This is a genomic window from Streptomyces sp. TM32, assembly GCF_004122755.1.
GTDB classification, from domain to species: Bacteria; Actinomycetota; Actinomycetes; order Streptomycetales; family Streptomycetaceae; genus Streptomyces; species Streptomyces sioyaensis.
This window is the reverse complement of the sequence record NZ_SDIG01000004.1, coordinates 18620-43208: the sequence shown is the minus strand read 5'-3', so window position 1 is coordinate 43208 and position 24589 is coordinate 18620. Positions and strand designations below refer to the sequence as shown.

Annotated in this window: 19 protein-coding genes; 17 read left to right on the top strand and 2 right to left on the bottom strand. The window is 72.0% G+C overall.

Features of this window, described 5'->3' with window-relative positions:
* Positions 1 to 2: 2 nt before the first annotated feature.
* The 7 genes from EST92_RS01895 (at position 3) to rodA (ending at position 7526) form a co-directional block, all read left to right on the top strand.
* Positions 3 to 347 (top strand): DUF4233 domain-containing protein, encoded by a 345-nt coding sequence (locus EST92_RS01895; RefSeq protein ID WP_129246349.1) that lies wholly within the window; start codon positions 3 to 5, stop codon positions 345 to 347.
* 144 nt (positions 348 to 491) lie between these two features.
* Positions 492 to 905: a nucleoside-diphosphate kinase gene (gene ndk, locus EST92_RS01890; protein ID WP_129246347.1), complete on the top strand. Its 414-nt coding sequence runs from the start codon at positions 492 to 494 to the stop codon at positions 903 to 905.
* A gap of 294 nt (positions 906 to 1199) precedes the next feature.
* Complete coding sequence (locus EST92_RS01885; protein ID WP_003985182.1) at positions 1200 to 2219, top strand: rod shape-determining protein; 1020 nt, start codon at positions 1200 to 1202, stop codon at positions 2217 to 2219.
* A gap of 244 nt (positions 2220 to 2463) precedes the next feature.
* The gene (mreC, locus tag EST92_RS01880; protein ID WP_129246345.1) at positions 2464 to 3396 is read left to right on the top strand and encodes a rod shape-determining protein MreC; all 933 of its coding nucleotides are present in this window, start codon (positions 2464 to 2466) and stop codon (positions 3394 to 3396) included.
* Between the two features lie 3 nt (positions 3397 to 3399).
* Positions 3400 to 4113, top strand: a complete 714-nt coding sequence (gene mreD / locus EST92_RS01875; protein ID WP_129279238.1) for a rod shape-determining protein MreD — start codon at positions 3400 to 3402, stop codon at positions 4111 to 4113.
* A gap of 51 nt (positions 4114 to 4164) precedes the next feature.
* Positions 4165 to 6315, top strand: a complete 2151-nt coding sequence (gene mrdA, locus EST92_RS01870) for a penicillin-binding protein 2 (RefSeq protein WP_129279237.1) — start codon at positions 4165 to 4167, stop codon at positions 6313 to 6315.
* Positions 6312 to 7526, top strand: coding sequence for a rod shape-determining protein RodA (rodA, locus tag EST92_RS01865; RefSeq protein WP_129279236.1), 1215 nt, complete (start codon positions 6312 to 6314; stop codon positions 7524 to 7526). The genes mrdA and rodA overlap by 4 nt, the downstream gene beginning before the upstream one ends.
* 6 nt (positions 7527 to 7532) lie before the next feature.
* Here rodA and EST92_RS01860 read toward each other — a convergent pair whose 3' ends face one another.
* Entirely contained in the window at positions 7533 to 7976 is a 444-nt protein-coding gene (locus EST92_RS01860; RefSeq protein ID WP_129279235.1) for an ATP-binding protein, read from the bottom strand.
* A 186-nt stretch (positions 7977 to 8162) separates the two neighbouring features.
* Here EST92_RS01860 and EST92_RS01855 point away from each other — a divergent pair, with 186 nt between their 5' ends.
* From EST92_RS01855 to obgE, 9 genes are all read left to right on the top strand, one after another.
* Positions 8163 to 9785: a CYTH and CHAD domain-containing protein gene (locus EST92_RS01855; protein ID WP_129279234.1), complete on the top strand. Its 1623-nt coding sequence runs from the start codon at positions 8163 to 8165 to the stop codon at positions 9783 to 9785.
* 103 nt (positions 9786 to 9888) lie between these two features.
* The gene (locus EST92_RS01850; RefSeq protein ID WP_129246334.1) at positions 9889 to 11814 is read left to right on the top strand and encodes a TIGR03960 family B12-binding radical SAM protein; all 1926 of its coding nucleotides are present in this window, start codon (positions 9889 to 9891) and stop codon (positions 11812 to 11814) included.
* A 78-nt stretch (positions 11815 to 11892) separates the two neighbouring features.
* Positions 11893 to 12468, top strand: coding sequence for a GNAT family N-acetyltransferase (locus tag EST92_RS01845; RefSeq protein WP_129279233.1), 576 nt, complete (start codon positions 11893 to 11895; stop codon positions 12466 to 12468).
* A gap of 28 nt (positions 12469 to 12496) precedes the next feature.
* Positions 12497 to 13447 carry a hypothetical protein gene (locus tag EST92_RS01840; RefSeq protein WP_129279232.1) on the top strand — a complete coding sequence of 317 codons (951 nt, stop codon included), beginning with the start codon at positions 12497 to 12499 and terminating at the stop codon, positions 13445 to 13447.
* Positions 13448 to 13583: 136 nt separating this feature from the next.
* Positions 13584 to 14384, top strand: a complete 801-nt coding sequence (locus EST92_RS01835) for a TIGR03936 family radical SAM-associated protein (protein ID WP_129279231.1) — start codon at positions 13584 to 13586, stop codon at positions 14382 to 14384.
* A gap of 220 nt (positions 14385 to 14604) precedes the next feature.
* Entirely contained in the window at positions 14605 to 18345 is a 3741-nt protein-coding gene (locus tag EST92_RS01830) for an Rne/Rng family ribonuclease (RefSeq protein WP_129279230.1), read from the top strand.
* A 223-nt stretch (positions 18346 to 18568) separates the two neighbouring features.
* Positions 18569 to 18889 carry a 50S ribosomal protein L21 gene (gene rplU / locus EST92_RS01825; RefSeq protein ID WP_006605648.1) on the top strand — a complete coding sequence of 107 codons (321 nt, stop codon included), beginning with the start codon at positions 18569 to 18571 and terminating at the stop codon, positions 18887 to 18889.
* Between the two features lie 14 nt (positions 18890 to 18903).
* Positions 18904 to 19161, top strand: coding sequence for a 50S ribosomal protein L27 (rpmA, locus tag EST92_RS01820; RefSeq protein ID WP_006605649.1), 258 nt, complete (start codon positions 18904 to 18906; stop codon positions 19159 to 19161).
* Between the two features lie 190 nt (positions 19162 to 19351).
* Positions 19352 to 20788 (top strand): GTPase ObgE, encoded by a 1437-nt coding sequence (gene obgE, locus EST92_RS01815; RefSeq protein WP_129279229.1) that lies wholly within the window; start codon positions 19352 to 19354, stop codon positions 20786 to 20788.
* A gap of 121 nt (positions 20789 to 20909) precedes the next feature.
* On the opposite strand, the gene EST92_RS01810 is transcribed toward obgE, so the two are convergent.
* Positions 20910 to 22997 carry a hypothetical protein gene (locus EST92_RS01810; RefSeq protein WP_129279228.1) on the bottom strand — a complete coding sequence of 696 codons (2088 nt, stop codon included), beginning with the start codon at positions 22995 to 22997 and terminating at the stop codon, positions 20910 to 20912.
* Between the two features lie 464 nt (positions 22998 to 23461).
* Here EST92_RS01810 and proB point away from each other — a divergent pair, with 464 nt between their 5' ends.
* On the top strand, positions 23462 to 24580 hold the full coding sequence (gene proB, locus EST92_RS01805) for a glutamate 5-kinase (protein WP_129279227.1): 1119 nt from the start codon (positions 23462 to 23464) through the stop codon (positions 24578 to 24580).
* Positions 24581 to 24589 lie beyond the last annotated feature (9 nt).

The window sequence follows — 24589 nt, the reverse complement described above, 5'->3', positions numbered from 1 at the left end:
CCGTGCGCACGCTGTGTGCCAGCACCCTGATCGGTGAATTCTTCGTGATCGGTTTCGCCGGGCTGGTGGCGATGCAGATGTCCGCCCTCCCGACGGCCACGATCTGGACGGTCAGCGGGATCGCCATGCTGCTGAGCGTCCTGCTGTGCGGGATGCTGACCCGTCCGGGTGGTGTCCAGCTCGGCTGGCTGCTGCAGTTCGCCCTGATCGCCAGCGGCTTCGTGGTCCCGACGATGTTCTTTCTCGGCGCGGTCTTCGCGGCCCTGTGGTGGGCGTCGGTCCACTTCGGCCGCAAGATCGACGAGGCGAAGGCCCGTTGGGCGGCCGAGGCGCCGACGGCGGGCTGACCCTCCGGCGGTGCGGCGAGGTCACGTCCGCACGGGCGTGATCCGCCGCGCGAGCCTGCCGGGTGGGCGGGTGAAGGCCGGTGGCGGCGCCCCTGTAGCCTCAGTGCACCCGCTGACCATTGTTCATATCCAGGGAGTCCCTCCGTGAGCCAGCGCACCCTCGTCCTCCTCAAGCCCGACGCCGTCCAGCGCGGTCTGATCGGCGAGATTCTCGGCCGGATCGAGCGGAAGGCCGGCTGGACGATCAGCGCGCTGGAGATGCGGACCCTCGACCGGGCCCTCCTCGAACAGCACTACGCCGAGCACGTCGGCCGCCCGTTCTACGAGCCGCTGGTCGCGTTCATGTCCTCCGGCCCGGTGGTCTCGCTGGTCGTCGAGGGCGAGCGGGTGATCGAGGGCGTGCGGGCGCTGGCCGGTCCGACTGACCCGATTGCCGCGCCGAGTGGGTCCATTCGTGGGGACTTCGGAACGATCACCCGGGAGAATCTGATCCATGCCTCGGATTCCGAAGAGTCCGCCGAGCGTGAGATCAAGATTTTCTTCCCCGGGATTTCCTGACGTATCGTCAGCTGTACACCCCTCGTGACCAGGGGCGACCGAGAAAATCATCGGTCGCCCTTTGGTGTATACGACACGATCGGGGGAACGCATCACCGCGACACGACGTCACCATTGAGGGGGCCGGGTACGTGTACGGCTGACAATGGCGGAACAGCCTCCCGACGTGTTCGAGTGGGCGCACTACGAACTACCATGGAGGCTTCCGCGCCTCGCAGCGCATCACCTCCTGCCGACCTCCAGTAAGCATTCGCTCCAGTTGGGAAGGCCAGACGTATCCTCATGGGGAACAACATGTCGTTCATCGGCCGTGACATGGCTGTCGACCTCGGGACCGCCAACACGCTGGTGTACGTCAGGGGCCGCGGAATCGTTCTCAACGAGCCGTCGGTCGTGGCCATCAACACCAACACCGGCGGCATTCTCGCGGTGGGTGCTGAGGCGAAGAAGATGATCGGGCGCACGCCCGGCAACATCGTCGCCGTACGGCCCCTGAAAGACGGCGTGATCGCCGATTTCGAGATCACCGAGCGGATGCTCCGCTACTTCATCCTCAAGATCCACAAGCGGCGCTATCTGGCCCGCCCCCGGGTCGTGGTGTGTGTGCCCTCCGGCATCACCGGAGTCGAACGCCGTGCGGTCATCGAGGCCTCGACCCAGGCCGGCGCGCGCCAGGTGCACATCATCGAGGAGCCGATGGCCGCCGCGATCGGATCCGGTCTGCCGGTCCACGAGGCCACCGGCAACATGGTCGTGGACATCGGCGGCGGTACGACCGAGGTCGCGGTCATCTCGCTCGGCGGCATCGTCACCGCCCAGTCCATCCGGGTGGCCGGCGATGAGCTCGACAACGCGATCATCCAGCACATCAAGAAGGAGTACAGCCTTCTGCTGGGCGAGCGCACCGCCGAGAGCATCAAGATCACCATCGGTTCGGCGTACGACCTCGAACAGGACGAGCACACCGAGATCCGCGGCCGTGACCTGGTCTCCGGCCTCCCGAAGACCGTCGTGATCTCGGCCGCCGAGGTCCGCAAGGCCATCGAGGAGCCGGTCAACTCCATCGTCGACGCGGTCAAGACGACCCTCGACAAGTGCCCGCCGGAGCTGTCCGGTGACGTCATGGACCGCGGCATCGTGCTCACCGGAGGCGGCGCCCTGCTCCGCGGCCTCGACGAGCGGCTGCGCCGCGAGACCGGTATGCCCATCCACATCGCCGAGGACCCGCTCGACTCCGTCGCGTTGGGCTCCGGCAAGTGCGTCGAGGAGTTCGAGGCGCTCCAGCAGGTCCTCGACTCCCAGCCGCGCAGGTAACAACCGCCCGCCCCGACCCGACCCGACCCGCGGCCGTCTCGGCGTCCGCGGCGGCCGGGCCGTACGGCGACAGCGGCCGATCCGTCCGCCGGATCGCTGATATACAGGCACACATCCCGACAGACACGACGCCTGACGCTTCACCATCCGGCGCCGTCACATCAGGCACAACGCTCAACTCCCGAACGAGACCGGCGGGGCCCGCAGCCGGCCGGTCCTACGAGGAAGGACACGGCCGCCGCACGTGAGGGACACACGAGAGAGCCGGCTGCTGCTGGTGCTGCTGGTCGCGATCGCGTTCGCGCTGATCACGGTCGATATCCGCGGCGGCGAACAGTCCCCGCTCGATGGTGCCCGGCACGCCGCCGCCTCCGCCTTCGGGCCGGTCGAAAACGGTGTCGCCCGCGCCGTCGACCCGGTCGGCAACGCCGTCGGCGCCGTACGCGACTCCGGGCGGCGGCACGACCGGATCAGCACGCTGGAGCACGAGAATGAGGCGCTGAAGGCCAAGCTCGGCTCCTCCGACCGCAACCGCAGCCGCGCCGCCGAGCTCGACAAGATCCTCAAGACCGCGGGCACCGGTCAGTACGCCATCAAGGGCGCCCAGGTCATCGCCATCGGCTCGGCCCAGGGCTTCTCCTGGACCATCACCATCGACGCCGGCAGCCGCGACGGCATCGCCCGCGACATGACCGTGCTCAACGGCGACGGCCTGGTCGGCCGGGTCACCACGGTCGGCCCCAGCACCTCCACCGTGCTGCTGGCCGCCGACCCCGACTTCACCGTCGGCACCCGCATGGAGAAGACCAACGAGATCGGCTTCGCCAACGGGCAGGGCGTCCGCTCGCTGCGGGTGCAGCTCCTCAACGGCCGGGCCAACATCAAGAAGGGCGACCGGCTGGTCACCTTCGGGTCCAGCAAGGACAAGCCGTTCGTGCCCGGCGTTCCGGTCGGCAAGGTCGTCCGGGTCGAGCCGTTCAACGGCGATCTGACCCGCACCCTCCAGGTCCGGCCGTACGTCGCCTTCTCCCAGCTCGACATCGTCGGCGTCGTGGTCCAGCCGCCCCGCGAGGACCCGCGCGACACCGTGCTGCCGCCCCGGCCCGCCAAGCCCAAGCCGACGCCGACGGTCACCGTCACGGCCTCCCCCTCCGCGAGCGCTTCTCCCAGGAGCTGACCGATGCGCATCAACCGGATCCTGCTCTCGGCCCCGCTGGTGGTCGTCGCCCTCGTCGTCCAGGTCACCATCCTGGCCCGGCTCCAACTGCCCGGCGCGGTACCGGACCTGCTGCTGCTCGTGGTGGTCGGCCTGGCGCTGGTCTACGGCCACGTCGGCGGCGCACTCGTCGGCTTCTTCGCCGGGCTGCTGGCCGACCTCGCCCCGCCGTCCGACCACGCCATCGGCCGCTATGCACTCGTGCTCTGCGTCATCGGCTACGCCGCGGGCCTGACCAGACCGGACTCCGGCCGGCACCGCTCGGCGACGCTGCCGCTGCTCGTCGTCATCGGGGCGGCCATCGGCTCGACGCTGATGTACGCCGGCGTCGGCGCGCTGGTCGGCGACACCGCCGCCCGGCACGTCGGCATCGTCGGTCTGCTGCTCAGCGCCACCCTCTACGACCTGCTGCTGGCCCCCTTCACCGTCCCGCTGGTGATGGCGCTGGCGCGCCGCACGGACAGCGATCTGCTGGCCGGCGACGGCTCCGGCAGCTCGGGCGGCTCCGCCGGCGACCTCGGGTACGGCTGGCTCACCACCGGCACCGGCCTCAAGGCCAGCCGCGGCGCCATGAAGTCCCTGCGCGCCGGGGCCCGCATCGGCAGCCAGCGCGGCAGTCTGCTCGGCAAGTCCGCCCGCGACAAGGTGGGCCGCATCAAGGGGGTCAAGCGACTGTGACGCCCGCCCGTCTCCTTCCGACCACCACCTCTCATGGAGGCGCCGCGCGCCATGAGTAATCTCCCGGAAACCCGGACCTCCCGGGTCACCGTCCGGCTCATCGCGATCCAGATCCTGGTCTTCTCCCTGCTGGTCACCCTCGGCGGCCGGCTCTGGTATCTGCAGATCCGCAATGGCCAGGAGTACGCCGACGAGGCCAAGAGCAACCACGTCCAGCAGGTCGTCGAGCCCGCCACCCGCGGCTCCATCCTCGACGCCCGCGGGGTGCCGCTGGCCGACAACCAGACCCGTTTGGTCGTCTCCGCGAGCCGCACCGACCTGCTGAAGATGAAGGACGACGGGAAGGCCGTGCTCGGCCGGCTCGCCAGGGTGCTCGGGATGTCCGAGAAGGAGATCCGCAACAAGGTCCGGCTGTGCGACTCCAAGACGCCGCAGCCCTGCTGGAACGGCTCGCCCTACCAGCCGATCCCGATCACCGACGAGGCCACCACCCAGCAGGCGCTCCAGATCCGGGAGCGCTCCGAGGACTTCCCCGGCATCAGCGCCGAGCCCACCGCCGTCCGCCGCTACGCCGCCCCCGGCAACGCCAACACCGCCCAGGTGCTGGGCTATCTCTCGCCGGTCACCGACGCCGAGATCAACAAGGCCAAGGACACCCGCTCGCCGCTGCTGCGCTCCGACCAGATCGGCCGGTCCGGTCTGGAGCGCACGTACGACAACGCGCTGCGCGGCAAGGCCGCCGTCACCCGCTACGAGGTCGACAACCTCGGCCGGGTCATCGGCCAGGCCAACAGCGAGAAGGGCCGGGCCGGGGCCAGCGTCGTCACCAGCGTCGACGCCCGTGTGCAGGCCGTAGCGGAAAAGCAGCTGGACCAGGCCATAAAGGACGCCCGCAAGAACTTCGACAAGAACACCGGCACCAACTACAAGGCCGACTCGGGTGCCGTGGTCGTCATGGAGGCGAAGACCGGCCGGGTGGTGGCGATGGCCTCCAACCCCAGCTACGACCCCAACGCCTGGGTCGGCGGGATCTCCGGCAAGGACTACGCCCACCTCACCGGCAAGGACTCCAACTACCCGCTGCTGAACCGCGCGATCCAGGGACAGGCCGCCCCCGGCTCGATCTTCAAGGTCATCTCGACCTCGGCCGCGGTCAACGCGGGCTACGACTTCAACGGCCACTACCCCTGCACCAGCTCGTACAGCATCGGCGGCCAGGTCTTCAAGAACTTCGAGGGCGAGGGCCACGGCGACATCAGCCTGGGCCGGGCGCTGGAGGTCTCCTGCGACACCGTCTTCTACCGGCTCTCGCACGAGGAGTGGAAGAAGGACGGCGGCGACAAGCCCAAGAAGGACCCCAACGACTGGTTCTACAAGACCGCCCACCAGTTCGGCCTCGGCAAGGAGACCGGGATCGACCTCCCCAACGAGGTCAGGGGCCGGGTCCCGGACCGCAAGTGGAAGAACGCGTTCTGGCGGGCCAACAAGGCCGGCTGGTGCGAGCAGGCCAAGGCCTGGCCGAAGAAGAAGGACTTCGGCACCAAGCTCGCCCGTGAGGGCTGCCTGGAGGGCATGAAGCTGCACGCCTACGACTCGATCAACTACGCCATCGGCCAGGGCGACACCCTCGTCACCCCGATCCAGATGGCGACCATCTACGGCGCGATCGCCAACGGCGGCACGCTCTACGACCCGACCGTCGGCAAGGCCATCGTCAGCCCCGACGGCAAGCACATCCAGCGGATCCAGCCGCACTCGCACGGCAAGCTGCCGGTGTCGAAGAAGACCCTCGGGCAGATGGACGGCGCCCTCGCCGGCGTCGCCACCCGGGGTACCGCCGCCTGGCGGTTCGGCGGCTGGCCGCAGGACAAGATCCCGATGCACGCCAAGACCGGTACGGCCGAGGTCTACGGCAAGCAGACCACCTCGTGGTTCGCGACGTACACCAAGGACTACACGATCGTCATGACCATCTCCCAGGGTGGTACGGGTTCCGGCGCCTCCGGCCCCGCCGTGCGCAACATCTACAACGCGCTCTACGGGGTCGACGAGAAGGGCGGGATCGACCCGAAGGCCGCCCTGCTCCCGCGGCCGGAGGCCAGGCTGCCCAAGATCGAGGGTGATGGCTCCATCGAGGCCCAGCCCATCAAGCCGTACGCCCCGCCGTCGCCGTCGCCGTCCGCATCGGAGAGCCCACGATGACGTCCAGCCACACCTCCCGGGCGTTCTCGATCCGGCGCTACACCCCCGAGCTCGGCACCTGGGGCAAGCTGACGGCGCGTGACTCGGTGGTGCGCAAGCTGGACTGGCTGCTGCTGCTGTCCTGTCTGGCGCTGTCGCTCATGGGCTCGGTGCTGGTCTTCTCCGCCACCCGCAACCGCACCAGGCTCAACCACGACGACGAGTACTTCTTCTTCCTGCACCATCTCCTCAACACCGGCATCGGCCTGGCGCTGGCCGCCGGCACGATCTGGCTCGGCCACCGCACCCTGCGCGGCGCGATCCCGATCCTGTACGCCCTGTCGGTCGTGCTGGCGCTGCTGGTGCTGACCCCTCTGGGCGCGACCATCAACGGCTCGCGCTCCTGGCTGGCGATCCCCGGCGGATTCTCGCTCCAGCCCGCCGAGTTCGCGAAGATCACCATCACCCTCGGTATGGCGATGATCCTGGCCTCCCGGGTCGACGCGGGCGACCGCCCGCACCCCGACCACCGCACCGTCGTCCAGGCCCTCGGCCTGGCCGCCGTGCCGGTCGCCGTCATCCTGCTGATGCCGGACCTCGGTTCGGTCATGGTGCTCGGCGCCGTCATCCTCGGTGTCCTGCTCGCCTCGGGCGCCTCCAACCGCTGGATCCTGGGGCTGGTCGGCACGGGCGTCGTCGGCTGCGTGGCCATCTGGCAGCTCGGTCTGCTCGACGACTACCAGATCGCCCGCTTCGCCGCGTTCGCCAACCCGAGCCTCGACCCGGCCGGTGTCGGCTACAACACCAACCAGGCCCGGATCGCGATCGGCGGCGGCGGGCTGACCGGCTCCGGCCTGTTCCACGGCAGCCAGACCACCGGCCAGTTCGTCCCCGAGCAGCAGACCGACTTCATCTTCACCGTCGCCGGTGAGGAACTCGGCTTCCTGGGCGCGGGCCTGATCATCGTCCTGCTCGGCATCGTGCTGTGGCGCGCCTGCCGGATCGCCCGCGAGTCCACCGAGCTCTACGGCACCATCGCCGCCGCCGGCATCATCGCGTGGTTTGCCTTCCAGTCCTTCGAGAACATCGGCATGACGCTCGGCATCATGCCCGTCACCGGCCTCCCGCTGCCGTTCGTCTCCTACGGCGGCACCTCCATGTTCGCGGTCTGGATCGCGATAGGGCTGCTGCAGTCGATCCGCGTCCAGCGGCCGCTGTCGGCCTCCCGCTGAGCGCCGTCACGGCCCGAGATACAGCTCGAACCACAGGGCGGTGGCCCGCGGCCCCTCGCACGGCGTCGTCCCCCAGGCGTCGGCGAGGTGGCCGGCCAGCAGCAACCCGTGATCGGCTCCCTGCTCACCCTCCGGCGGGGCCGGGCGCGGAATGCGGACCGGCGCCGTGTCATGGACGCTGATCCGCAGGCCGTGCCCGGCGGTCAGGATCCGCAGCAGGATGTCCGCGGACCGCGGGGTGTGCAGATGGCAGCGGGTCACCGCCTCCGAGGTGAGCAGCACCGCGGTGTCGAGGAGCGGGCCGAGGCGGGTGGGGCGCAGCACCGCACGGACGAAGTCGCGGGCGGTCTTCGGGGCGGTCGGTTCGCTCGGTGTGGTCAGGAGATACGGGCGGGCACCCGCCGAGACGTGGAGGGGTGCCCGGGTGACGGGGGCGGCTTGGGGGTACACGGGTGTCTCCCTCCCCGAAGGGGTCGAGTGCGTGGCCGGTGCCACTCTGCGTGTCCGACTCGTCACACACAGTAAGTCACTGCCTGCGGTGCGTGCTACCCGCCCGAGCGGATACCGGCCACCGGGCGGCGGTTTCGGCGCTCCGATGGGTGGTCCTGGGCGGGCCGGGATGACTACATTCGAGGCATGGCGGACACCGTGCGGGAGATCGAGCGGAAGTACGAGGCCGACCAGTCCACGCGGCTGCCCGACCTGGCCGGGGTCGACGCGATTGCCACCGTGGCGGAGGCGGGCACCGAGGACCTGGACGCCGTCTACTACGACACCGCCGGCCTGTGCCTGGCCGCGGAGGGCATCACCCTGCGCAGGCGCACCGGCGGCAAGGACGCGGGCTGGCATCTGAAGCTGCCGGTCGCGCCCGGCGTGCGGGACGAGGTACGAGCCCCGCTGTCCGACACCCCGCCCCCGGAACTCACCGCGCTCCTGCGCTCCCGGCTGCTGGACCGCGAGCTGGTCCCCGTCGTACGGCTGCGCACCCACCGCACCGTCCAGGTGCTGCGGGACGCCCAGGGCGCGCCGCTCGCGGAGATCGCGGTGGACGCGGTGCGCGCGCGGCGGGCCGCGGCGCCCGAGGGGCCCCGGAAGGCGAAATCGGCGCCGGCCAAGGCCCGGTGGCACGAGATCGAGGTCGAGCTCGCCGGTGACGGCGCCCCCGGGCTGCTGGACGCGGTCGGCCGGGAGCTGACCGCGGCGGGGGTGCGCCCCGCCTCCGCCGCCTCGAAGCTGGCGCGGGCGCTGGCCGAGACGGGCCTGCGGCGCGAGGCGCCGGCAGGGCACGACGGTCACGGGCCGGACGGGCGCCCCGCCCACGGCTCCGGCAAGGGCTCCGGGAAGCGCGGGGCCGCGGGCTCCGGGAAGGGCGGCGACACCGCCGGCGACGTCGTCCTGCGCTATGCCCGCGAGCAGGTGCGGACGATCATCGAGCTGGATCCGGCGGTACGCCGCGATCTGCCCGACTCGGTCCACCAGATGAGGGTCGCCACCCGCCGGCTGCGCAGCGCCTTCCGCTCGTACACCAAGGTGCTCGACCGCGGCGTCACCCTGCCCATCGGCACCGAACTCAAGTGGCTGGCCGCGGAGTTGGGCGTGGAACGCGACCGGGAGGTACTCACCGAACGGCTGCGGGCCGGGCTCGCCGGGGTGCCCCGGGAGCTGCGGCTCGGCCCCGTGGACGCCCGGCTGCGCATCTGGTCCGAGCGGCGCCGGGCCGGCGCGCGCGAACACCTGCTGGCCGTCTTGGACGGGCCCCGCTACCTCTCCCTGCTGAAGACGCTGCACGCGCTCCTGGAGGCACCGCCGCTGCGCCCGGCCGCCGCCCGCCCGGCGCCCGAGGTGGTCGCCCGGGCCGTGCTGAAGGACTACCGGCGGCTGGCCGGCCGCGTGGAGGCCGCGCTGGCCGCCCCGGCCGGACAGGCGCGGGACGAGGCGCTGCATGGCGCCCGCAAGGCCGCCAAGCGGGCCCGGTACGCGGCCGAGGCGGCCCGCCCCGCGCTCGGCCGCCCGGCGAAGAAGTTCGCCCGGCGCGTCAAGCGGGTGCAGCAGCTGCTCGGCGACCACCAGGACAGCGTCGTGGCCCGCGCCGCACTGCGCGAGCTGGCGACCCAGGCCCAGCAGGCCGGCGAGGGCGGCTTCACCTTCGGCCTGCTCCATGGGCGCGAGGAGGCCCTGGCGGCGGACCGGGAACGGGCGCTGCCGGACGTGTGGCGGAAGGCATCGCGCCGTAAGCACCGGGCCGCGCTCCGGCCGTGACCTGTGTTCCCCGCCACCGCGGGGGTCTCCGGTCGCCGTGCTGGGGGGTGGCTCCGAGCGGTTACGCTTGAGAGTCGCCCCTGCCAGCTCACGAAGGTTCCAGATGTCTGCCGAGTCGGTCTTCCCGCAGCTCGAGGCCCTGCTCCCGCATGTGCAGAAGCCCATTCAGTATGTCGGCGGTGAGCTGAACTCCACCGTCAAGGACTGGGACTCCTGCGACGTCCGCTGGTCGCTCATGTACCCGGACGCGTACGAGGTCGGTCTGCCCAACCAGGGCGTCATGATCCTCTACGAGGTCCTCAACGAGCGCGAGGGCGTGCTGGCCGAGCGCACCTACAGCGTGTGGCCGGACCTCGAAGCCCTGATGCGTGAGCACCACGTCCCGCAGTTCACGGTCGACGCGCACCGCCCCGTCGGCGCCTTCGACGTCCTGGGTGTCTCCTTCTCGACCGAGCTGGGCTACACCAACCTCCTCACGGCGCTGGACCTGGCCGGCATCCCGATGGAGGCCAAGGACCGCACGGAGGACCACCCGATCGTCCTCGCCGGCGGCCACGCGGCCTTCAACCCGGAACCGATCGCGGACTTCCTGGACTGCGCGGTCGTGGGCGACGGCGAGCAGGCGGTGCTGGAGATCACCGAGATCATCCGTGCCTGGAAGCAGGAGGACCGCCCCGGCGGGCGCGACGAGCTGCTGCTCCGCCTCGCCAAGACCGGCAGCGTCTACGTCCCCAAGTTCTACGACGTCGAGTACCTGGCCGACGGGCGGATCTCCCGCGTCGTGCCGAACCGCTCCGGCGTGCCGTGGCGGGTGTCCAAGCACACCGTCATGGACCTGGACGAGTGGCCCTACCCCAAGCAGCCGCTCGTCCCCCTGGCCGAGACCGTCCATGAGCGGATGTCGGTCGAGATCTTCCGCGGCTGCACCCGCGGCTGCCGCTTCTGCCAGGCCGGCATGATCACGCGCCCCGTACGGGAGCGAAGCATCACCGGCATCGGCGAGATGGTGGACAAGGGCCTGAAGGCCACGGGATTCGAGGAGGTCGGCCTGTTGTCGCTGTCCTCCGCGGACCACACCGAGATCGGCGACATCGCGAAGGGCCTCGCCGACCGGTACGAGGAAGACAAGATCGGCCTGTCGCTGCCGTCGACCCGGGTCGACGCCTTCAACGTCGATCTTGCCAACGAGCTGACGCGCAACGGCCGTCGCTCGGGCCTGACCTTCGCGCCCGAGGGCGGCTCGGAGCGGATGCGCAAGGTCATCAACAAGATGGTCTCCGAAGAGGACCTGATCCGGACCGTCTCCACCGCCTACGGCAATGGCTGGCGGCAGGTGAAGCTGTACTTCATGTGCGGTCTGCCGACCGAGACCGACGAGGACGTCCTGCAGATCGGCGACATGGCGGTCAACGTCATCGCCGAGGGCCGCAAGGTCTCCGGGCAGAACGACATCCGCTGCACGGTCTCCATCGGCGGCTTCGTACCCAAGCCGCACACCCCGTTCCAGTGGGCGCCGCAGCTGTCGGCGGAGGAGACCGACGCCCGGCTCGAAAAGCTCCGCGACAAGATCCGCGGTGACAAGAAGTACGGCCGCTCCATCGGCTTCCGCTACCACGACGGCAAGCCCGGCATCGTCGAGGGCCTGCTCTCGCGCGGCGACCGCCGCGTCGGCTCGGTCATCCGCGCCGTCTACGAGGGCGGCGGCCGCTTCGACGGCTGGCGCGAGCACTTCTCCTACGACCGCTGGATGAAGGCCGCGGAGGAGACACTGCCCGCGTTCGGCGTGGACGTCGCCTGGTACACCACCCGCGAGCGCGAGTACGAGGAGGTCCTGCCCTGGGACCACCTGGACTCCGGTCTCGACAAGGACTGGCTCTGGGAGGACTGGCAGGACGCCCTCGACGAGACCGAGGTCGAGGACTGCCGCTGGACCCCGTGCTTCGACTGCGGCGTGTGCCCGCAGCTGGACCTCGACATCCAGATCGGCCCCACCGGCAAGAAGCTGCTGCCGCTGACCGTCGTCAAGTAGCCCCTGCCGTACGCCCCTTCGGCCCGGCCCGCGCACCCCGCGTGGCCGGGCCGTCGCGTGCTCGGGCACCATGAGCCGATGGCAGAACCACAGCTCATCGCCCCCACCGTCGAGGTCCACGCCTCCTTCCTCGCCGCGATGGAGGAATTCCGCGCCGACGGCGCGGAGGCCGTACCGCACTCCAACCTGGCCGGCGAGCTGCGGACTTGGGCCACCCGCTGGCGCAGCGCCGAGGGGTTCGCCGCGTACGTGGAGCTGACCGGCGGGGTCGCGAGGGACGAGCGCGCGGACGGCGTGGTCGCGAAGTCCACCCGGTGGTGGGTGGCGGACGGCAGCTACCTCGGCCGGGTCACCTTCCGGCACGGCCTCACCCCCTCGCTCCTCGATTACGGCGGCCACATCGGCTACGCCGTACGTCCCGGCGCCCGTCGCCGCGGTCATGCCACCGCGATGCTGCGCGCCGCGCTGCCGGTCGCCCACCACGAACTGGGCATCGACCCGGTGCTGGTGACCTGCGACGACACCAACATCGGCTCACGTAAGGTCATCGAGGCCTGCGGCGGGGTCCTGGAGGACCAGCGGGCGGAGAAGCTGCGCTACTGGATCCACGCGGCGGCCCCCGCCGCCGGGCAGGAATCGCACCGGCGCGGCTGACGCGCCGAAGCACCAGGGGGAGAGACGGATGGAGCCCATCGGCAGCGAACGGGGGCCGGCCCGGTACGAGCCGGGCGAAGGCTGTGTGACCACGGTGGTCCGGGTACCGGTGCGGATCGTGGTGCTCGTCCTCGTGGTGCCGGTGCGGCTGGTGTGGGACGTGCTGACCGCAGCGGCCAGGGCCGTCCACCGGTCCGCGCTGTCTCCGCTCGGCCGCGGCCTGGCCCGGCTCTGGCCCACCCTGGTCGTGCGTCCGCTGGCCTGGGTCCGGCACACCCTCGTCGTCGCCCCGCTCAGGTGGCTCTGGCGCACGCTCGTCGTCGCGCCGGCGGCCTGGCTGTGGCGGTGGGTGCTGGCGCCGGCCGGCCGGGGGATCGGCGCGGTCGTGGGGTGGCTGGTGCGGTATCTGGTCGTGGTGCCCGCCCGGTGGCTCGGCACCTACGTGCTGGCGCCGCTCGGGCGCGGTCTCGCCTGGCTGCTGCGGGGCCTCGGCGCGGTGCTCGGCGCGCTCGTCCGGTGGAGCGTGGTCGTGCCGGCGGCCGCCCTGTGGCGGTATGTGCTGGGACCGGCCGGGCGGGCGCTGGCCGCCGTGGTGACGGTGCTCGCCCGGGAAATCGGGGCGGCGCTGGGGCACTGCTGGCGGACCGCCGGGATCGTGTCCCGGGCCCTCGGCCGGTTCCTGGCCGCGGTGCTGCGGTGGACCCTCGTCGAACCGGTCCGCTGGGTGTACCGCACGGTGCTCACGCCGGTGGGGCAGGTGATCCGGGACGGCCTGTGGCGGCCGGTGCGGCAGGCGCTGCGGACCGCGCGCGCGACCGTGCGGCAGACCCGCCGGGAGATCGGGCGGGCCCTGTTCGGGGCGTCCCGGGAGCCGCGGCCGGCGAGGGCCGTGGTGCCCCGGCGGGAACCAGGGGGTTCCGGGGCACGTACTCTAGGTGAGACGTCCGGGCGCGACGTGTCCCCGCCCGCGCGGGGGTGATCCGGACCGGGCGACGCTGGACGGCGTCCTCCGGGCCGTCCCCGTACGGACGGGGGTGGCGTCCAGCAGCGCCCTCACACAAGGAGAAGTAACACTGGGCAAGCGACAGCCCGAAGGCCCGCCGCCCGCACCGGCGGTGCAGCGCATCCGACTGCGCTACACCAAGCGCGGCCGCCTCCGGTTCACCAGCCACCGCGACTTCCAGCGCGCTTTCGAGCGGGCGCTGCGCCGCGCCGAGGTCCCCATGGCCTATTCGGCGGGCTTCACCCCGCACCCCAAGGTGTCGTACGCCAACGCCGCCCCGACCGGCACGGGCAGCGAGGCCGAGTACCTGGAGATCCAGCTCGCCGAGCGCCGCGATCCGGCCACGCTTCGCGAACTGCTCGACACCTCGCTCCCGGACGGGCTCGATGTGATCGACGCCGTCGAGGCGCGCACCTCCGGCCTGGCCGACCGGCTGGAGGCCTCGGTGTGGGAGATCCGGCTCGACGGGGTCGCCGCCGAGGAGGCCGGGCGCGCCGTCGAGGCGTTCCTCGCCGCCGACGAGGTGCAGGTCGAGCGCCGCACCAAGAGCGGCATGCGGACCTTCGACGCACGGGCCGCGGTGACGCGGCTGGAGGCCGCCGGTTCCGTGGACGATAGGCCCGACGGCAAAGCCTGTGCGATACTGCGGCTGGTTGTTCGGCATCTGACACCTGCCGTGCGACCCGACGACGTCCTGTCCGGCCTCCGAGCTACGGCCGACCTGGCGCCGCCGGTCCCCGCTGCGGTGACCAGGCTGGCGCAGGGGCTGCTCGATGAGGAGACCGGCGCGGTGACCGACCCGCTAGCGCCCGACCGCGACGCTGCCACGGCCGCCCCACCCACGGCCGCCGGGCTGAGTGCCGCGAAGGCGACGAGTGGGGTCTCCCCGGCAGCCGGGGAAGGTACTGCGTAGGACCGCCGTCGTCGCGTCGCCGATCAGCCAGGGAGCCACCCCGGTCCGGCAGACGCACTGACCAGGAGACTTTCGCCGGTCCCCGCCCCAAGGGAGCCGGCGAGCGAGACGACAGCTCCCGTGCGGCGCCCACGCCCCGGACAGCGGGACCGCGCTCATCACGCGGACCGCGACCGGAATCAGGCGCGGCGCCCGGGAGCGTGACGGGAGAACCGCCCGCATGCTCGAGCCCATTGAGCCCACCCGTTCCACGAATTCCCGGAACGGTGGCGCCGACGACAACCATTCACCCAGCGACACCCTGCCGCCCCGGCGCCGTGCCGCCTCCCGGCCGGCCGGTCCGCCCACGGGCGCCGGCGCCGCCGAGGCCGCGGTGGTGAGCACCACCGCCTCCGCCGGGCCCGGCGCGGCCCTCGCCGAGGAGACCACGGCTTCCGCGGTCACCAGCGGCGACGAGGCCAAGCCCGCCCGTACCCGCCGCCGGGCGACCCGTAAGGTCACCTCCCCGGCCGGGACCCCGCAGCCGGCGTCCGGCGAGCCCGCCGCGGCTCCGGCCGAGCCGGCCGCCGCCGAAACCCCCGCGGCCGAGACGCCCGCCGAGACGCCGCAGGCCGAGGAGGCACCGCGCCGCGGCCGCCGCCGGGCGACCCGTAAGGTCACGGCCCCCGCCGGTACCCCGCAGACCGAGGCCGCCGCGGAGCCGGTGGCCGCCGAGGCGCCCGCGCCCGCCGAAGCCGCCGCGGAGGCCGCCCCGGCCGCCGCCCAGGAGGCCGAGGAGGCACCGCGCCGTACCCGCCGCCGGGCGACCCGTAAGGTCACCGCCCCCGCCGGCACCCCGCAGACCGAGACCCCCGACGAGACCGCGGCGACGGCCAAGAGCACCGCCCCCGTCGCCGAGGAAGCGGCCCCCGCGGCCGCCGAGGAGCCCGCGCCGGCCCGTACCCGCCGCCGGGCGACCCGTAAGGCCACCGCCGCCGCGGGCGCCCCGCAGCCGGCCGAGGAGGCGCCGGAGCCGGCGGCCGAGGAGGCCCCGGCCGCCGCGGCCGAGCCGGCCGAGACCCCCCGCCGCCGGGCCCGCCGCCGTGGCGAGCGCGCCGCGGAGCCGGCCGCGGCCCCGCAGCCCGCCGAGGAGGCCTCGGAGCCCGCGGCGGAGGCGCCCGCGCGCGGCCGCCGCCGGGCCCAGCGCCCGCCGACCGCCGTCTTCCAGGCGCCGGTCTTCACCGAGCCGATGTTCCAGACGCCGGAGAGCGCGGCCGCCGCCCATGCCGCGGCCCGTCAGGAGGAGGCCACCGCCGGGCAGGCCGTCGAGGAGCAGCCCGCCGGGACGCGCCGCCGTCGCCGCCGGGGTGCCCCGGCCGAGGCCGAGCAGCCCGAGCAGGTGGCCGCCGCCCCGGCCGAGGAGCCGCAGCCCACGACAGAAGCAGCGGCCGAGCCGGAGGCCGAGCAGGCCGAGGCCGGTCACGGCGAGGAGGAGTCCGCGGACCGTCCCTCGCGCCGTCGTCGCCGGGGTGGCCGCCGCCGCCGTCGCGGGGAGGCCGCCGAGGGTGCCGAGGAGCAGTCCGCCGAGGAGCGCGAGACCGCGGAGGCGGAGTCCGAGGAGGACGAGGAGCGGGCCGCCGAGCAGCCCGAGGCGCAGCAGGAGGACGAGGAGCAGGGCGGCTCCAGCAGCAGCCGTCGTCGCCGTCGCCGTCGCCGGCGCACCGGTGACGCCGCCGAGCCCGAGGCCGGCAGCGCCGACGATCCGGAGCGCACGGTCGTCAAGGTCCGCGAGCCCCGCAAGAAGGACGAGGGCACCAGCGCCGACGAGGTGCAGTCGATCAAGGGGTCGACGCGTCTGGAGGCCAAGAAGCAGCGCCGCCGTGAGGGCCGTGAGCAGGGTCGCCGCCGGGTGCCGATCATCACCGAGGCGGAGTTCCTCGCGCGCCGCGAGGCCGTCGAGCGGGTGATGGTCGTCCGCCAGAGCGGCGAGCGCACCCAGATCGGCGTCCTTGAGGACAACGTGCTCGTGGAGCACTTCGTCAACAAGGAGCAGGCGACCTCGTACGTCGGCAACGTCTACCTCGGCAAGGTGCAGAACGTCCTGCCGTCGATGGAGGCCGCCTTCGTCGACATCGGCAAGGGCCGCAACGCGGTGCTGTACGCCGGTGAGGTCAACTTCGAGGCGCTGGGCATGGCCAACGGCCCGCGCCGTATCGAGTCCGCGCTGAAGTCCGGCCAGTCGGTGCTGGTGCAGGTCACCAAGGACCCGATCGGTCACAAGGGCGCCCGGCTCACCAGCCAGGTCTCGCTGCCCGGCCGCTACCTGGTCTACGTGCCCGAGGGCTCGATGACCGGTATCAGCCGCAAGCTCCCGGACACCGAGCGGTCGCGGCTGAAGCAGATCCTCAAGAAGATCGTCCCCGAGGACGCGGGCGTCATCGTCCGTACCGCCGCGGAGGGCGCGAGCGAGGAGGAGCTGGCGCGCGACGTCCAGCGGCTGCAGGCGCAGTGGGAAGAGATCCAGAAGAAGGCCAAGAGCAGCAGCTCCAACGCGCCGACGCTGCTCTACGGCGAGCCGGACATGACCGTCCGGGTCGTCCGCGACATCTTCAACGAGGACTTCTCCAAGGTCATCGTCAGCGGTGACGAGGCCTGGGGCACCATCCACGGCTACGTCGCGCACGTCGCCCCGGACCTCACCGACCGGCTGCAGAAGTGGACGTCGGACGTCGATGTGTTCGCGACGTACCGCATCGACGAGCAGCTGATGAAGGCGCTGGACCGCAAGGTCTGGCTGCCCAGCGGTGGTTCGCTGGTGATCGACCGGACCGAGGCGATGGTCGTGGTCGACGTCAACACCGGTAAGTTCACCGGCCAGGGCGGCAACCTGGAGGAGACGGTCACCCGGAACAACCTGGAGGCGGCCGAGGAGATCGTGCGTCAGCTGCGGCTGCGCGACCTCGGCGGCATCATCGTCATCGACTTCATCGACATGGTGCTGGAGTCCAACCGGGACCTGGTGCTGCGGCGCCTGCTGGAGTGCCTGGGCCGGGACCGCACCAAGCACCAGGTCGCCGAGGTCACCTCGCTCGGTCTGGTCCAGATGACCCGCAAGCGGGTCGGCCAGGGCCTGCTGGAGTCCTTCTCCGAGTCGTGTGTGCACTGCAACGGCCGCGGCGTCATCGTCCACATGGACCAGCCGACGGTGGCCGGCGGCGGTGGCAAGCGCAAGAAGAAGGGCAAGGCCGAGAAGGCCGAGCCGCATGTCCACGAGGTCACGACGGCCGAGCCGACCCCGGACGGCGGCGAGCCGGAGCTGGAGCCGGTCGCCGTGACGGAGGCCGAGCTGCAGCCCGCGGTGGCCGAGGCGGACGAGTGGTTCAGCAGCCCCGCGGAGGCCGAGGCGGCCGCCGGGCGCGGCCGTGGCCGTCGCCGGGTGAGCCGGAAGGTGTCCGCTCCGGCGGGCGCCCCCAAGGCCGCCGAGGAGACCGCCGAGATCGTGCTGCCGGCCGAGCCGGTGGCCGTGCCCGAGCCGGAGCAGGTCCCGGAGCCGGTCGCCGAGGCGCCGGCCGCGGAGCCCGCGCCGGCCCGTCCGCGCCGTCGGGCGACCCGTAAGGCGACCGCGCCGGCGGGTTCGCCGGAGGTCTCCGACGACTCCGCGGCGACCGTGGTCATCACCGCACCCGCGGCGGAGCCGGCGCCGGCCGAGGCGCCCGCCGAGCCCGCCGAGGCGGAGGCGGCACCCGCCGCCAAGAAGACCGCGAAGAAGGCGGCGGCGAAGAAGACCACCGCCAAGAAGACGGCGGCGAAGAAGACCACGGCCAAGAAGGCGGCGGCGAAGAAGACCACCACCACCGCCAAGAAGGCCGCGGCGAAGAAGACCACCACGAAGAAGACGACGGCCAAGAAGGCGGCGGCCAAGAAGACGGCGGCGGCCGAGCAGGCCCCGGTGGCCGCGGTGTCGGCTTCCGCGGAGGACTGAGCACACCGTGCCCCGGACCGTCCGCGGTCCGGGGCCGGTTTGACCCCCTGGTCAAGGCCCCGTAACCTTGACCGTCGGTGTCTGTGACACCAACCCCCTGAGCACACACCTCTCGGTCCGCCGAGGGAGGCCGCTCGTCCACTCGGATTTCACGGGCCCTATCCCGAGCCCGTGTGAGCGGCTGGCATCAGAGGATCCGATTCCTAGCGAGAGAGAGTTCCGCGTGTACGCGATCGTGCGCACCGGCGGACGCCAGCAGAAGGTTGCTGTTGGCGACGTCATCGAGGTTGACCGCATTTCCACCAGCAAGGTCGGCGACACCGTCGAGCTCTCCACGCTGCTGGTCGTCGACGGCGACTCGGTCACCAGCGACCCGTGGGTCCTGGCCGGCGTGAAGGTCCAGGGCGAGGTCGTCGACCACCACAAGGGCGACAAGATCCGGATCCAGAAGTACAAGAACAAGACCGGTTACAAGAAGCGGATCGGCCACCGCCAGCTCCACACGGCGCTGAAGATCACCGGCATCGACGCTCCGGCGAAGTAAGGGACTGAGGAGACATGGCACACAAGAAGGGCGCATCGTCCACTCGGAACGGTCGCGATTCCAATGCTCAGCGGCTCGGCGTGAAGCGCTTCGGCGGTCAGGCCGTTCTCGCCGGTGAGATCCTGGTCCGCCAGCGTGGCACCCACTTCCACCCGGGCACGGGCGTCGGCCGCGGCGGCGACGACACCCTGTTCGCCCTTGCGGACGGCGCGGTGCAGTTCGGCACCCACCGTGGCCGCAAGGTCGTGAACATCGTCCCGGTCGCCGAGTAATTCCGGCCCGGACGCGTTCCACGCCACAGCAGCACTCCGAGGGCGGACCGCCTTTTCCCGCGAGAGCGGGAAGGCCGGTCCGCCCTTGGCGCGTTGATACGGACACCCCCCGCAGCACCGCCACACCCCGCAGTACAGAGTTCTTGGCGCGGCATCCGCGCACCCGTCGTTTTCTGGAGGCACCCCCACCATGACCACCTTCGTGGACCGCGTCGAGCTGCACGTCGCCGCGGGTAACGGAGGCCACGGCTGTGCCTCCGTTCACCGTGAGAAGTTCAAGCCGCTCGGCGGACCGGACGGCGGCAACGGCGGCCGTGGCGGCGATGTGATCCTGGTCGTCGACCAGGACGTCACCACCCTCCTCGACTACCACCACCACCCCCACCGCAAGGCCACCAACGGCCAGCCCGGCGCCGGTGACAACCGCGAGGGCAAGAACGGCAAGGACCTGGTCCTGCCGGTGCCCGACGGCACCGTCGTGCTCGACGGCAACGGCGAGGTCCTGGCCGATCTCATCGGCCAGGGCACCACCTTCGTCGCCGGCCAGGGCGGCCGCGGCGGCCTCGGCAACGCCGCGCTGGCCTCCGCCCGCCGCAAGGCCCCCGGTTTCGCGCTGCTCGGCGAGCCCGGCGAGGCCCGCGACATCGTGCTGGAGCTGAAGACCGTCGCGGACGTGGCCCTGGTCGGCTACCCCAGCGCCGGCAAGTCGTCGCTGATCTCGGTGCTCTCGGCGGCCAAGCCGAAGATCGCGGACTACCCGTTCACGACGCTGGTGCCCAACCTCGGCGTGGTGACGGCCGGTTCGACGGTCTACACCATCGCGGACGTCCCGGGTCTGATCCCCGGCGCCAGCCAGGGCAAGGGCCTGGGCCTGGAATTCCTGCGCCATGTCGAGCGGTGCGAGGTGCTGGTGCACATCCTGGACACCGCGGCCCTGGAGTCGGACCGTGACCCGGTCTCCGACCTCGACCTCATCGAGGAGGAGTTGGCTCAGTACGGCGGTCTGGAGAACCGCCCCCGGGTGGTCGTCCTCAACAAGGTCGACGTCCCCGACGGCAAGGACCTCGCCGACATGATCCGCCCCGATCTGGAGGAGCGCGGCTACCGCGTCTTCGAGGTCTCGGCCGTCGCCCACCTGGGCCTCAAGGAGCTGTCCTACGCCCTCGCCGACATCGTGGCGACGGCCCGTGCCGCCAAGCCCGTCCAGGAAGCCACCCGGATCGTGATCCGCCCCCAGGCCGTGGACGACGCGGGCTTCACGGTCACGGAGGAGGGCGAGCACTTCTACCGCGTCCGCGGCGAGAAGCCCGAACGCTGGGTGCGCCAGACCGACTTCAACAACGACGAGGCCGTCGGCTACCTCGCCGACCGGCTCAGCCGGCTCGGCGTCGAGGACGCCCTGCTCAAGGCCGGTGCGCGCGCCATGGACGGGGTCGCGATCGGCCCCGAGGACAACGCCGTCGTCTTCGACTGGGAGCCGACCATGGCGGCCGGCGCGGAGATGCTGGGCCGGCGTGGCGAGGACCACCGCCTGGAGGCGCCCCGGCCGGCCGCGCAGCGCCGCCGGGACCGCGACGCGGAGCGGGACGAGGCCTCCGAGGAGTACGAGCGCTTCCGGCCCTTCTGACGGGCGCGGGAGCGGCCACTCGCGGCAGGCAGGAACGGGGAAGGCCCCCGGGAGGAGATCCTCCCGGGGGCCTTCCCCGTGCTCGGTTCCGCCGCCGTGGGCGTCGGCGGCCGCTGTGGGCTCAGACTGCGGCCGTGGTGTCCGAGGCGCCGCTGGTCTCGTGCCCGGCCGTCCCGGCGTCGTGCACGTCGTCCTGGGAGCGCTGGCCGGGGATACCGGACAGCCGGCTCTCCATCCGGACGCGCCGCTCGTCGGCCTTGGCGGCCAGGGCCAGCGCGGCCTGGTTGAAGCGGACCGACGAGGGCGGGTCCGACGGGCCCAGCAGGTGCTCCTTGAGCTCGGCCCGCTCCGCGGCCAGGGTGTCCTTCTCCGGGTTGCGCACCGCGTCGAGGAGACCGGCCACGCCGCTCGCGTCGGGCGTGAGGATGGTCGCCGCTCGTACGGTCGGGAAGTTCGCCCGGAAGTCGTCCTCGCTCATCCCCGAGGTGTTGGCGACCGCGTACGGCTTCTCGCTCGTCAGGTAGTCGGACACCACGCTGGAGACATCGCTGATCAGCACGTCCGCCTCGTTGAAGCAGCTGAAGATGCCGGGGCGGGCGGTGGTGATGATGCGGTGCTCCCACTCGGGGAAGGAGTTCCAGTACGCCGCTTCCCAGGCGGTGACGGCCGCGTCCACGGCGGCGGCCCGGCCCTCCTGCGGGGTGCCCTGCAGCCGCATCCGCTCCAGCTCGTCCGCGCTCTTGCGGAACGCGGAGGTGGTCAGCGCGTCCAGTTCCTCGGCGCGGCGGGCCAGTTCGGCGGCGGCCTCCGGGCCGGGCCGCGCCCCGCTGCGGCCGGCGTTGGCCTCCGCGATCATCGCCTGGATACGGGAGTTGGCGGCGCCCGCGCGCGGGTCCACGGAACCGGTCATCGGGTGCGGCTTGTACAGCAGCCGGACGTTCTCGTCGGCGAGCAGCTCGCGGACGATGTTCTCGCCGGCCAGGATCACCGAGGTGTTGCCCGGGTTGCCGTCCCAGCCCTCCCAGGTCGGGGCGTACAGGACGGTGGCCGGGCGGCCCGCCGGGGCGCCCGCGTACGGCCGGATCGGGGCCAGCTGGGGGCGGCCGACCTCGATGACGTCCTTGTCCTCGACGCCGATGTCGGCGAGCTGGTAGCGGTCACGGGCCGCCGGGCCCGCGACCCACACCTCGTCGTACGCCTTCGCGTACGGGTTGCAGGAGGACAGCTTGTCGCTCTCGCCGTGGTTGGTGAAGGCGTGCTTGATGGACGGGATGCGCAGGATCTGCGAGGTCTTGCCGGAGTTCGCAGGGTGCAGCAGCACCTTGAGCGTGGAGTGCTCCAGCCGCATCAGGTTGGCGACCTTGGGGATGCAGACGATCGGTACGTCCGTGGCCTCGATCTTCTGCACCATGAAGCGCTCGCGGAGCACGATGATCGGGTTGCCGTCCAGGGCGGCCAGGGTGCTCAGCCACATGTTGGCCTGGTAGGCGGAGGAGGCGCCGCCGGAGAAGTACATGCCGACCGTCGGCCGGTACTCCGCCAGCCAGTTGTCCAGCCACTCCAGGGCCTGCTTCTCGTTCGCCACCCGCTTCTTGGGCAGCAGCCAGGTGCCCAGATAGAGCGTGCCGCCGGCGGACAGCGCCAGGGAGACGGAGAGACCGATGCCGCCCCAGTACGCGTCGGTGGTGATCGCGGTGAGCATCATGCCGGCCGTGGTGGGCACGGAGAAGCGCAGCAGCCGCCGGCCCGTCTGGCGGGAGAGGATGCGCGGCGGGGCGTCGCAGAGCCGCAGCGCGCTCGCGTCGATGTTGCGGGTCACGAACGGCATGCTGCGGGTCCGGCGGACCAGCACCGCCACCGCCTGGCACACGAAGTGGGTGCCGTAGAAGAGGAGCAGCGTGATGGTGAGCGGCGCCTGCTCCTCCAGCGGGTTGATGCCGTCGATGTGCAGCAGGCCGACCAGTATCAGCATGTCGCGCAGCAGCTGGCGCACGGTGACGTCGAACCGGATCCGGCCGAGCACCGCGAGCAGGCCGGGCTGCTTGTGCTGGAGGACCAGGTCGAGTCCCAGGTTGATCACGGATGCGGCGATGAACAGCGGGATGACGGGCAACAGCGCACCGACGAGCTGTGCGGTGAACGCGACCATCATCGCGAAGAGTGCCGCGAGCTGGACGGCTCGGCGGGGGACGATTCCGGCGGAAGGCACGGGGGAGGGCTCCTGGCAGCACGAAGGTCAGGGGGGAGGCCGAGCGGGGCGGCCGGGTCCCGCGCTGCGACACCGCCGGAGCGGCGAAACGGGACCGATGGACACCCGACCGTATGACCTCGTTGGCCCTGGTGACAATCTGCTGTGGCTCTGATCACCGCGAAAACGGACCAATCGAACGCAACCTCGTGGCCTCGGCTTCCGTCTATGGATAACCGCATGGGCCACTGGGAGGGGCACCCCGGCCCGGGGGCGCGGGCCGGATGTCCGGCCCCATTCTGCCCGCTCGGCCGCGCCGGACCGCTCGCCGGTCCGGCCCGTTCCCCCTCCGCGCGCCGTCCGCCAGGAGATATCGCGCAGCACGCGCGGGCCGCACTGCCGTAGATTGCGCCCGTAGGGCCGTGGTGTGGATCGGACAGAATTCTCCGTACGGCGGCGGGAACGGCGAGCACAGGGGTATGCAGGTGGCAGGCGCAAGGCAGGACGTGAAGGACGCCCGCCGGATCGTGGTGAAAGTCGGCTCCTCCTCGCTGACGACGGCAGCCGGCGGGCTGGACGCCGATCGTGTGGACGCGCTGGTCGATGTGCTGGCCAAGCACCAGGACAAGGAGATCGTGCTGGTCTCCTCCGGTGCCATCGCGGCCGGTCTGGCGCCGCTGGGGCTCGCCAGGCGGCCCCGTGACCTGGCCCGGCAGCAGGCCGCCGCCAGCGTCGGCCAGGGCCTGCTGGTCGCCCGCTACACCGCCTCCTTCGCCCGCTACGGCCGCCGGGTCGGCCAGGTCCTGCTGACCTCCGACGACACCAGCCGCCGGGCGCACTACCGCAATGCCTACCGGACCCTCGACCAGCTGCTGGCCATGGGTGCCGTACCGATCGTGAACGAGAACGACACCGTCGCCACCGACGAGATCCGGTTCGGCGACAACGACCGGCTTGCGGCCCTGGTCGCCCATCTCGTCCGCGCCGACCTGCTGATCCTGCTCTCCGACGTCGACGGCCTCTACGACGGCGATCCGGCCACCCCCGGCACCTCCCGGATAGGCGTGGTGCGCGGGCCCCGGGACCTGGAGGGGGTCTCCATCGGCAGCGCGGGCCGGGCCGGCGTCGGCACCGGCGGCATGGTCACCAAGGTCGAGGCGGCCCGGATCGCGGCCGCGGCCGGCATCCCGGTCGTGCTGACCTCCGCCGTGCACGCCGCGGACGCCCTGGCCGGCGGGCTGACCGGCACGCACTTCCTGCGCACCGGCCGCCGCTCCGCCGACCGGCTGCTGTGGCTGGCGCACGCCTCCACGCCGCGCGGCGCCCTGGTGCTGGACGACGGGGCCGTACGGGCCGTCGTCGAACGGGGCTCCTCGCTGCTCCCGGCCGGAATCGCCTCCGTGGAGGGCGAGTTCACCGCTGGGGACCCGGTCGAGCTGCGGGACATCGACGGGCGCGCGGTCGCCCGCGGCGTCGTCAATTTCGATGCCCGGGAAATCCCCCGATTGATGGGGCGTTCGACCCGCGATCTGGCCCGCGAGCTGGGCCCGGCCTACGAGCGGGAGGTCGTGCACCGCGACGATCTGGTGCTGATGCACCACTGACGCGGCCCG